The sequence below is a fragment of the Spirochaetota bacterium genome (assembly GCA_038043445.1).
Classification (GTDB): Bacteria; Spirochaetota; Brachyspiria; order Brachyspirales; family JACRPF01; genus JBBTBY01.
Genome location: JBBTBY010000152.1, coordinates 25,818 through 37,419, shown reverse-complemented (window position 1 = coordinate 37,419; position 11,602 = coordinate 25,818). Strand labels below are relative to the sequence as shown.

At 56.1% G+C, this 11,602-nt stretch carries 7 protein-coding genes; 2 read left to right on the top strand and 5 right to left on the bottom strand.

Annotation, left to right across the window (positions count from 1 at the left end):
• A partial coding sequence (locus AABZ39_19330; GenBank protein ID MEK6796935.1) for a homoserine O-acetyltransferase occupies positions 1–1,508 on the bottom strand: 1,508 nt, incomplete at its 3' end.
• Positions 1,509–1,638: 130 nt separating this feature from the next.
• On the opposite strand from AABZ39_19330, the gene AABZ39_19325 reads away from it, so the two are divergent.
• Both AABZ39_19325 and AABZ39_19320 read left to right on the top strand, forming a co-directional pair.
• The gene (locus AABZ39_19325; protein ID MEK6796934.1) at positions 1,639–2,517 is read left to right on the top strand and encodes a hypothetical protein; all 879 of its coding nucleotides are present in this window, start codon (positions 1,639–1,641) and stop codon (positions 2,515–2,517) included.
• Positions 2,518–2,597: 80 nt separating this feature from the next.
• Entirely contained in the window at positions 2,598–3,458 is an 861-nt protein-coding gene (locus tag AABZ39_19320) for a FecR domain-containing protein (GenBank protein ID MEK6796933.1), read from the top strand.
• A gap of 15 nt (positions 3,459–3,473) precedes the next feature.
• On the opposite strand, the gene bamA is transcribed toward AABZ39_19320, so the two are convergent.
• The 4 genes from bamA to AABZ39_19300 are packed head-to-tail and all read right to left on the bottom strand — an operon-like array spanning position 3,474 to position 11,584.
• Positions 3,474–6,083, bottom strand: a complete 2,610-nt coding sequence (gene bamA / locus AABZ39_19315; GenBank protein MEK6796932.1) for an outer membrane protein assembly factor BamA — start codon at positions 6,081–6,083, stop codon at positions 3,474–3,476.
• Between the two features lie 17 nt (positions 6,084–6,100).
• Positions 6,101–10,417, bottom strand: a complete 4,317-nt coding sequence (locus AABZ39_19310; GenBank protein ID MEK6796931.1) for a hypothetical protein — start codon at positions 10,415–10,417, stop codon at positions 6,101–6,103.
• 4 nt (positions 10,418–10,421) lie between these two features.
• A complete protein-coding gene (locus AABZ39_19305) occupies positions 10,422–11,156 on the bottom strand; it encodes an energy transducer TonB (GenBank protein ID MEK6796930.1) in 735 nt (244 codons plus the stop codon).
• The gene (locus AABZ39_19300; GenBank protein MEK6796929.1) at positions 11,153–11,584 is read right to left on the bottom strand and encodes a biopolymer transporter ExbD; all 432 of its coding nucleotides are present in this window, start codon (positions 11,582–11,584) and stop codon (positions 11,153–11,155) included. Before AABZ39_19300 ends, AABZ39_19305 begins: the two co-directional genes overlap by 4 nt.
• Positions 11,585–11,602 lie beyond the last annotated feature (18 nt).

The following is an 11,602-nucleotide window of genomic DNA, read 5'->3' as shown; positions in this document are numbered from 1 at the left end:
GAAAGGAGATTCGCGTAGTAGCCGAATTTGGGGTAGCTCGCGATGACGCGGCGGCGGATACGATGCGCCTCGTCGAGCGCGCGCACCGCGTGCTTGGTCATCTGTATCGTGAGATTGAATATCACATAATCGAACGCGTTCTCCGGGTAATCGGAGAGCACATCGTTGAGGTCTCGCTGCATGACGGCGACGCCATTATCAACGCAGGCGAGGAAATTCGCCCGATCGATCTCAACGCCCTGCACGGTACATCGCTTCGAACGCGCAAGCCTTGCGAGCAGCGTCCCATCGCCCGAACCGAGGTCGAGGATGCGGCTGCCTTCCGGCACTTCATCGAGAATGAATTGAAAATCGAGACGCTCATCAGCCGATGTGCTCCGCACCGGGACTTCTGCACGGTATGCGGAATCCAGGAACGAGCGCACCACCGATTCATGCATATCGTTCTTGATGAGGAATCCGTCATGCCCCGCATCAGTTTCCACCTTCACATAGGTCACCGGTATCGCATTCGCCTTGCACGCTGAGACTATCTCTTCGCATTGATACGGCGGATACAGCCAATCGGAACTGTATGAGAGGACAAGGAATCGCGCGGTGACATCGGCAAAAACGCCGGCGGGCGACGTTTCAAACCCCATATCGAAATAATCGATGGCGCGGGTGATAAAGACGTACGAATTCGCATCAAAGCGGCGGATAAAGCTTTCGCCCTGATAGTCGAGATAGCTCTCAACCTGGAATTCATCGGTGATGTCGAAAGCATAGCGTTCCATATTCTGCAGACGCCTGCCGAATTTCTTCTGCATGGCATCGTCGGAGAGATAGGAGATATGACCCACCATACGCGCGATGGACAGCCCCGCCTTGGGGTGTTCATGCCCGTAGTAGTCGCCGCCGTTGAAATTCGGATCGCTCATTATCGATTTGCGTCCGACCTCATGGAGAGCGATGTTCTGCGCACTTTGATAGAGCGCGGTGGCTATCGGGATGCAGAGCTTTACGCGCGCGGGGAAAATTTTCGCCCACGCCATCGCCTGCATGCCGCCCATGGAGCCGCCGGCCACCGCAAAGAGCGTATCGATATCGAGATGATCGATGAGCACGGATTGCGCACGGACCATGTCGTGTATCGTGATGAACGGGAATGTCATGCCATACGGGCGATTCGTCTCGGGATTGATGCTTGCCGGGCCCGTGGAGCCCTTGCAGCCGCCGATGACGTTTGACGATATGATGAAGTACTTGTCCGTATCGAACGGCTTGCCGGGGCCGATCATCACATCCCACCAGCCGGGTTTCTTGTCGTCAGGCGAACCGTAGAATGCCGCGTGGGCATCGCCGGAAAGGGCGTGACAGATCAGTATGGCATTATCTTTTGCCGCCGACAATGTCCCGTACGTCTCATAAGCGATCTTCATGCCGCGAAGCGACTTCCCCGAATCGAGCGTGAATACGTGGTCGCCGGGAAGCGAGAGGATTTTTGTCTCAACAACTATCTTTTCCATCGTGGCGGAAAAGTATACCAGAGCGGACGGCAAAATCAATAGGCGGTGCGCCGGGAGAGCGGTCCCGCCGCTTGCACCGGCAGTGCCGGCTTGACAGAAAGGATAGCCAGAGTACTATGCTGCCATGATCATGGAACGGTCCTATCGCCCTCTCCTGCCGATGCTTTTCGCGCTCGCTTTTGAGGCGCATGCACTCTCGCTGTTCATCCTTCCGGTCGAATACCGCGGGAAAGCAGCGGCAGCCGAAGCATTCACCTTCATACTCTCGGACGCCTTCGTGCGAAGCCAGCGGTTCACGGTGCCGGAGCGCGAACGGATAAAGGCATATATCGCCGAACAGGGCGTATCGCTCAAGAGCAGACAGGCCGGACAGATATGCGGCACGGTGTTCGGGGTGGATTATCTCATCAACGCCGAGATGCGATCGTTCAAAGCGGGCGAACGAGCGTTCGATAAGCGATCGACCTGTCAGGTGAGTGCCGAGATAGCCGTGCGTGTTGTCGAGGCATCGAGCGGAAGGACCGTCCACCAGGGCACGAAACGGCTTGAGCGTACGCTCGACGGCGACTGCCCGGTACTTCGCCCGGAAGACATCGCGTTCCTCAAGAGCCCGGCAGGTACCGTGCTTACCGATTGTATCGATGAAGCGATAGCGGACGCGATCGCAGCGCTCCAATACCCGCCGCTCGATGGGCGCATCATCAAGATAGAGAGAGGGACGGCATACTGCTCGCTCGGCGAACGGCACAGCATCGTGGTCGGACAGCGTTTCGACATCGTCAGCATCCGTGATGAAACACCCTTCGCCCTTCCGGACGGGCAGACGAATGTAAAGCACATACTCATCACGAACCTCATCCCCGGCGAGCTATCCTGGCAATTGGTCGGGAAAGCCAGGATAATCGAGGTACATCGTGATTTTTCGATCATGGAGCTCCTGTCATTCCCTGCAGTCATCCCCCCGCTCGCGACGCTGCGTATCCGGGAAGAATCTATGTCAAAACATTAGACATTTTCATCTGTTCACGATTCCTGAGCCTGTATGTTATATCAAATGTAAGAATTGATGATGACATCCAGGAGCCTGTTATGATAGCCCTTCGAATGGTTTTACCGTGTATTCTTCTGTATACGCTTTCATATGGTGCCGTAGATCTCTCCAAGATAGCGGTCGCTACGAGCGTGAACGGCAAGGTCATGGTCTACTCCGGCAGATCGATCGCAAAATCGGTGGAGTCCGGTGACCCCATCCTGGTCAATGACCTCATCGTGACCGGCGCAAAGAGCGAGATAACGATAAAGGTCGAGGATTTCGGCGTCTTTACTCTCAAGGAGAATACGAGCGTTCGGATAAACGACATGGTGAACCGCTCCGGTAAAATGAAGATGAACCTCTCCAAAGGCAATATGCTCTTCGGCGTCAAAAAGCTCATGAACGGCGCCGATGCGGTCACGGTCGAAACACCGAGCGCGGTAGCGGCCGTTCGCGGCACGTCGTTCAGCATATCGGCTTCTCCCGGCACAACGAAGATAGCGGTGCTCACCGGCGAGGTGGCCGTGAAAAGCGGCGGGAATGAAGTGAGCATCCCTGAACTGAAAGAGCTCACTACCGCGCCCAATAAAAAGCTCGAAGTGGTCAGCATTAACAAGGATTCTTTCGGTGAAGTGAAGGAGATACTCAATATCAAGGACATCGCTTCGATAAAGAACGTCGGCGACATGGCGGGAAATCTAAAAAAGATAGAGCTTGTGCTTTCCGGCGACATCGGCGCAGGTGAGACCACAGGCAAAGCCGCGGTCACCATCGAAGGCACCGACGTGAAAGCGAATGAAATAAAGAAGACACGCGACCTCGATGTCGAGACCGATGTCGATACGAAGCTCAGACAGAAGCGCGATAAGGATTCGAGCGAAGAGAAATCGCTCCTGAAGGACAAAAAAGACCTTTAACGAAACACTTGACGATCAGAATGTCTGGCTCATACTGAGAACGAATTCCCAACCCTTACCGAGGAAAGGCCAGTTAAGGAAACTTCCTACCTTGCCGAAAAACGATTCGCCGGTCTCGCCCGCGAAATCCCTGGGGCCGATGCTCGTCATGACAAAACGTTTCGCAAGATAGAGCCGTATCGGGAGCATGGGCATGAGCACACGCAGACCGATGCCGGTGGAATAGATATAATGCTTCGCATTAAGCAGGCTGTTGTCGAAATCACCGAAATAGAACTCGGGGTGATAGGGCCCCGCGCTGTACCAGGTCTGTCCGGCATCGAGGAAGGCGACGGCACCGAGCATGTTCGGCACCACCGGTACGCGATATTCCATGGAGAGCCGCAGGCGGCTTTTCCCGAGCGCGTACTGCTGCCCGGAACTGGCATAGGTATAAATGGGAAGCGCATGATAGCTTTTGAAATTCACATAGCTCCCCGCATCCCACCCGCGTACATCTTCGAGGAGATTTATATAAAACAGATAATTTTCCATATTCGACATGCTGCCGCTGAACGGGCTGTCAAGCAATGTGCCGTACTCGCCGAAGAACACAAGCGCGGAACTGAACGAACCGATGTTGACCGGCACGACGAGCGAGCCGTTCATGACGACCTTTGAAAGCATGGTATCGCCGAATATCATATCGGCGTTTATACCTGCCGACCATCCGCGCGTGGGGTTTATGATATTATTGCGGCTGTCGCGTGTGAGATTGAGCGTGAGCGTTACATTGAACAGCATCGGCGACTCCCAGCCGATGGTAGATACCGAATAATTCGTTCCGCCGCCATAGAGGTAGCGTTTCATCTCATTGGACATCCTATAGAACACCGGAACATACTGCGGGCCGTTCGTTGCAGCATACATCGGCTCACCGACCATCTGGTAATAACTGAAGAACGACGGGCGTACGGAGAACAGTGCGCGGAAGTAATCCCAGAAATAGAAACCGAGCGTCAACCCGAGGTCTATGCTTCGCGTACCGTACTTCGGATATTTTCCATCCCCGAAATTCGTAACGTCGGTGACCTGCGTCTCATAGTCATTGTACGACAATTCGGAGCCGAAATAGAACGGCAGGTTGAACACGTACGGCTCAATGAAACTCACCGCGATGCGCTTGGTATACTGGCTGATATCGAGTTTCGTGCTCAGGGTCTGTCCGCTGCCGAAGAAATTGATCTCGCGTATCTCGAAATTCAGACCGAGTCCCGAGGCGGTGCCGTAACTGCCGCCGCCGGAGAGCATGCCTGTCTGCCCCTCCTCCACATCGAAGACAAGGTTCATGAGGCCTTCCGTGGTGCCGGGGCGCGCGTCCAGTTTCACATCCTTGAAGAACTGCGTATTGAATATCTTCTCGCGGCTCGTCTGTATCTTCAACGCATTGAATATCTCGCCCTCTTTCACTTCGATAAAGCGGCGTATGACATGCTCTTTCGTCTTGGCATTGCCCTTGACGACGATGTTCTCGATATGCGCCTTATCCCCTTCGTAAATATCGTACATGATGTTCACGATATGCTTCTCATCGTCGACATCGGTCACCGGGCGCACGATACTGAAAATATAGCCACGCTCGCGGTATTTCATCATGAGCATCTGCTGATCGGTGGCGGCAATCTCGTAATTGTAGACATCGCTCTTTTTCGCCTTGAAATCGTCGTAGATGGACTGTGTGGTTAGAAGCTTATTGCCCTTGACGGAAATATCGCCGAAGAAGTATTTTTCACCCTCAGCAACGTCGATATCGATGAACATGTCCTTCGCGGTCTTTTCCTGCGGATTGCGCCACCGATAATCGATCTTCACGTTGCGTATGCGCGCCTTGTAAAAACCGCGTATCTTGTAGAATGTCACTATCTTCTCTTTGTCAAGCTCGAACGCGGCCTGCTTGAACTTTCCTTCATTGATGATGCCGAAGAACACATCCTCCTTCGTATCCATCACCGACTTCAGATCGCCCTCGGCTATCTCCCTGTTCCCATGGAAGCGGACCTGCCGCACCCGTATATCCTTTCCCTCTTCGACACGGAACACCACATCGACCGATTCATTTGCCTCATCGGCGTTCATCTCGGAACGGACGAACGCGGCGAGGAAACCGTCATCGCGGTAGAGCGAGGTTATGGCATCGGCAGCGTCATCAAGGCGTCTGCGGCTGAACACCTCGCCCGGTTTGAGATACGGCTCCACCGTGTCATTGAGCTGCTCGATCGTCTTTTTTTCATTGCCGATATATTCGATGCGGCGCACCACCGGCCGTTCATCGACGATGACGGTAAGGAGCACCTTCCCGCCGACATTCGCCGCATCAATGGAAATGTTATCGAAAAGGCCGGTCGAGAAAAGCGTCTTCAAGTCCTCATTGATCTCGGAAAGCACGAGTTTTCTGCCGGGGGCTGATGCCATGAGACCGCGGATGCGGCCGATATCCTGATTGACATTGCCTTTAACGAGAATATCGTAGATGACAAGGCCCTGATAGGCAGCGGGCAGCGGGGCATCTTTCAGCGATGCGAAATCCGACTGTCCGGCGTAAAGCGCGAGTACCGCGGCTGACGCCAGAATACAGACGGCGCGCACACGCGGGCCACAGTGTTTTAAAATCTCCATCTCGTACTAACGCTTATTTTTTGTTCGATATTGGTCACGCTTGACGGGTCAATTGTATATTCAAAGATAAAATTTGCAAGGTCGGAGAACTGTGCCAAGTCCAGTTCCACGGCCAGCTCATGCTGAAGCACCCGCTCATGTTCCCATAAACCAAGATTCCCGATGATCGTCAAATTGTATTTCAGATAGATCTCAGGAAGGAAATTCGCGATCTGATTGAACGGCAGATACTTCCCGAACGATACCCGCGTGTCCTGCAGGAAATACCCGGGGTTATCGAGCACGCCCGAGAGCGTATTCGTCAGGAGCGACATGGAAAGGCGGCTGAACGCGCCTGTCTCGATGCCGAAATAATCAAGACCGGTGAAACGCCGCACATTGCGCTCGAGCGGGCGGAGCACGCTGTCGCGCATGATCATGTCCGCGGGGAGCACGCTCGCGAGCGTACGCTGCATCTCGTCCTCCGCACTCCCGGGAGTGCGCTCTTCCCGGGCGGCGGGGAGCCCCACCAGTTCGCGCACGTACTCGTCCTTGACAGCAGGCACGGTATAGAAACGCGCGGGAACGCTCGTGGCGTACATGGGGTTCTTCATGATCTCGGAAAAGCGCCCCGACACCTCGAGATAGAGCGTCACATCGAGTGTTTCGCTGCCGACACGGAACTTTTTCCTTGTTTTCCCGCGTCCCTCGATGATGGGATCGAAGCTCGCAAGCTCCGGAAAAGTCACCGTGAGGTTCTCAAGCTGATACGCGTTGTTGAGATAGTACGCCGTTCCGTGATGCGCGGCGATACTCCCGCGGAGCGCAAGCGTCTGGTCCGACGCGCGCCCGAGTATGCGCATGCTCGAGCCGTCCTTGATATACGAATCCCCGACGATCGCATTGTAGAAATGAACGCTGTTCCCTGCAGCTATCGCAAGGTTCCATGCGGCATTGATAAAGAACTCGCCGAAGCGGGGGCGATATGCCGAGTTCCCGCCGCCGATGAACATGATATCGCTGTTCCTCGTCTGCACCGCACCCGTGATCCGCGGGAACAGGAAACTTTCTGAAAAATCAAGATGGAACGCTGCCGGACCGTCGAGCCTGAGGAAACCGAGGTCCGCGGAGGCGGTGAGCATGGTGTTCGATGAGCTTATCACACGGAACGCAAGCTGATCGATCATGTTCCGCGCAATGGAAACGGAGCCGTTGACCGTGACCGCCGCGGCACCGTCGCGGAAAGAGCATTCATTCGCGACGATACGCTTGTTCTCAAAGCCGAGATCGAGAACACAGTCGCGGAACTCGTTCTGGAACAGGTTCAGCCTCACCTGGGCTCGGCTCCGGAAGCGCCCGGAGAACGAGAGGTCGCCGAGCGGGCCGGTCGCATCGAGATAGAGCGTATATTTCTTCCCGTTCTTCTCGAACAGGTACGCCTCGCCGTCAAGCCTGACAAAAAGGAAATGACTGAGCAGCGCAAGCGGCGCCGCCGTCATCGTGCTCGAGGTTACTGCTATCCGCGCGATACCGTCCTGCACAAAACCCTTTGCCGATATCTGCTCGTTATTGTCGAGGAAATAACCGAGCCGGACATCCGTCCGCCGTCCCCGGTCGCCCCTCGTGAGCGTCCCGCGCAGGCCATGCCCCGTCTGCGAGGAGAATATCGCCACACCATCGCGATCGTCCATGACAAAAGAGAACGGCGGTATGGCCTTTTTATTAACAAGGAAATTCGCCGTTGACGCCGATACATAGCGCGTCTTCCCGCGGCGTACGGACCGTATCGCAAGCGCGCCGTCGAATACGCTCAGATAATCGAAATTGCGGCATTCGACCTGAATATCGGTCTGATCGGGCGACAGGAATATCCGGCGGAGATAGATGAGCTGCTCGTCGGTGACCGGATACCCGCGCGCACCGGTCTTTTTCATAACGCCGTCGAAGAGCGCGACTTCGCCGTTCCTCACGGTACCCCGACAGGTGATGTCGTAACGGTCGCCGAAAATATCGGTACGCAGGAGGGAAAATTTCCTGAGCGTTATGTACGGATCGGAAAACGTCCCGCCCACTTCGATACGCGCCGCGATATCCCCCATCACGTTCGGGACATGGACGAAATGGGCCGACGAGATATTATCGATCTTTATCTCGCTGTTGATGCGCTCCCCGTTCACATCAAGATCGATCATGGCCGTGCCGTTGGATGCCGGGGTGAACAAAGCCGCTTCTGCGTGAAGCACATCATCCCTCATGCCGACCGTGCCGCTCCCCGTCAGGCGCAGCCCTCCCCATTCATAGTACAGCGTATCGAGTACGAGCTCTTTCATGAGCCGGAACGACGCCCCTGCGGATATCGGCGTTGCTGACCGCTCGCGCATGGTGAGCGAACCGGATACTATGCCGTTCGTCGCCGCGGTATCGATGAGAAGTCGTATCCCGGCCGATATTCGCTGATGAATCGGCAGAAGTCCGGTACGCACCATGATGCGTACGCCGTCCATGCCGGCGAACCCGTTCACGGAAATATTCCCGTCCTTCGAGCCTATCGCGATAGTACGCCGTTCCTTCCCGGCAATACTCCCTCCGATGGGATAGATGCCCGCGGGGGTCTTCAAGCTCCCGTTGATGGAGAACGCATCACCCGTCGTTCCGTCTATCATGCCGGAAAAGCGCACCGTGCCCAGTCCGGTATGCACAAAAAGATCGCGACATTCGATACGAGCATCATCCATACCCCCCTCGAGCCCGGCGATCTTCCTGCCGGTGAACCCCTCGCTCACCGATGATGTCAGGCGATGCACTTCCTTCCCCTTGATGCGGACCGCGGTATAGCCGAGATCGACGAGGGCGGAGCCCCCGAGCGCGCCCAGTCCGCTGAACGCGGTAAAAAGGGATAAGGGCAGCTTGGCGACAGAGATATCGGCGACCGCTGCTGCTGCCGGGTCCGAGCATATCGACCCGGCAACGCGGAACCCTTCATGCGTGCTCAAGAAAGACATGGTCTTCGAACTCGTCTCGTATCCGGCGACGAATTGGGCGCGTGCACCATAATAATCGCCGAAACGCATGTCATAGATACCGATACGGTATCGGTATTGCCCCGCATCCGATCCGATCGACTCCGCATTGATACGAGCGGTCAGCCGTGAAGCCCCGAGCGGGAACGAAGAGGACGAAAAAACGACACGTTCCGGGAATGGCCCCGAAAAAGCGAATCGCGCCTGTGCATTCGCACTCCCGCCGCCGTACCGTACACGTGCGTCCGCCGTCACCCCGTTATCGTCCGCGCTCACACGAAGCCGAACTTCGCTGCTGCCCCCGGACATGCGCAGGCTGACGTATCGATCGGAGCCAATCTCGTTCCTGCGCAGCCGTGCATCGACAGCGAGGAGGGAAAGCCCCTCGACCTCATTGCGGAGCACCTGCAGTACGCCGGTGGTCTTCGCGTCATAGAACGCGGGGAACGCATGCGCGAGCGCTTTTGCGATAAGCGTCGGCCTGAGGCGATCGTGAGAGAAACGGACATCATACGTCCCGCGGTCGCTGTCCCAGAACGCCGAGCCTACCGACACATCGCGTCGATCGGTCATGTCGCCGCGCACGATGCCGTTGGTACGCCGAAGGGTGAGGCCGTATTTGAGCTGTATGCCCTCGCTGTCATACACGAGGATATTGGCGTCCGCGAACAGAAGCGCCGGATCGATGGTCGCCGCGATATTGCAGCGTGCAGAACCGAATCGGGTGTTCACCGCACAATAGTATTCCTTGCGCGATATCTCAAGCACCGCATCGATACCGTTGATGAGACCGAGATATCGCCGCTCGCCCTTTGACGGCAGTACATACGAAATGCCGCCATCATGGATGATGACGGTCCGTCCGCTGAACACTTCGGCCATATGCACGGCATTCGAGATGATGGCGGAGAACGGAACGGCTGCCATCTTTTTTTCCGGCAGCGGCAGATAGACGCGCGGCCTTATTACCGTAGCGACAGCGACCGCACGGCGTATATCGAACGAAGAGAGATATCCGCGGTAATCCGGGGACAGAATGAGCTCATCGATAGTGATGATCTTCTCAGCGGGCTTCTCTTTCGACGAAACGGATATCCGCCCGATGCGAACGCCGCCCCACCAGCTGAACGTCACCCATGCCTTTGATATGCGATACGTGTCCTTGAACGCCGAGGCAAGCATGCCGCGGACGGCGATATCAAGCGCTATGGTCAGCGCGAGCTGCAGTATGAACCCCGCGCTGATAATGGCGAGCACCAGAGTGACCAATGGATGCTTGACAATGAAGGAACGAATGGTGTTCATCGGCTCACTTCGGCACAAATCGTATCGTCAATGTCCCCGAATCGATGCGGTCCCCGGCTATCGCGCGAAAGCGGTATGTCCGCGCAGCGGCAACAGCATTCCTGTCGAATTCATTGTACCCGGAACTCTTTATCACCGACGGGGAAAACACCCTGCCGTCCGGAGCGACCTTTACCGCAACAAGCACGGTGCCTGCTATGCCGCTCCCGGCGAGCGCTGCGGGATATAACGGATCGTCCCTGTAGACCGGCATGCCGCGCGCATTCCCGTCCCATTGTACGCCCTCGGCATTGTTATCGCCGGCCGTGTTGCCGCCGCTTTTTTTCTCGCCGCCGGAAAAAAGGGAATCATCGTCCGTGCCTTTCAGATAATCGGAAAGCTTTTCGAGCGCCGAACGCGTATCGGTCTTCGCATCCCCGCCTGCGGTCTTTTTATTATCAATGACGATATCGTCGGGGCGGATATCGCTATCTTCTTTCAGTCCGGTGACACCGGCATCGGCCAGAGCGGCCTTGGTGCCGCCGTCAGGACGCGACATACCCGGGGCGCTCCCTTTCGCCCTGAAATCGGGATTCGCATAGAATCGGACGTCATCGGATACGACAATGCTCGTCTGCCGCCCCATCATCGCGGCATCGGGCCGATAGAAGAGAACGATAAGGATGAGCACGATGAAATGTACGGCCACCGACCCGGTGAACGAGAACGGCAGATTGTCGGCACTGAAGAACCGTCTCATCGGCCCCGCTCTCGCGGCGTTGTGGCGAGGCTCAGCTTCACGAAACCCGCCGCTTTCGCCATGTCCATGACGTCCATGAGCCTGCCGTAGGGTATCTTCTCATCGCCGCGCACGATGAGCGGATTATCGACGCCCTTTTCGGCGGCAAGCTGCCGCAACTTCGCGGAAAGCTCCGACGGCGACACACGCTCGCGATTGATGTGATAGACGCCTTCCTCGCTTATCGTAATGATGACGCCTTCGTTCTTCACCTTCTCCTGCGCACCGGACTTCGGGAGTTGTATCTTTATCTGCGGCGTGTTGAGCATCGTGGTGCTGACGAGAAGGAAAAGCACGAGATTGAAAAGGACATCGATCATATTCGTCATATTGATCATCGAATTGATGTCGGTCGCCACACGCTGATTCAGCCGCCGCTTGAACTTCATGCTCACCTCACGACGATG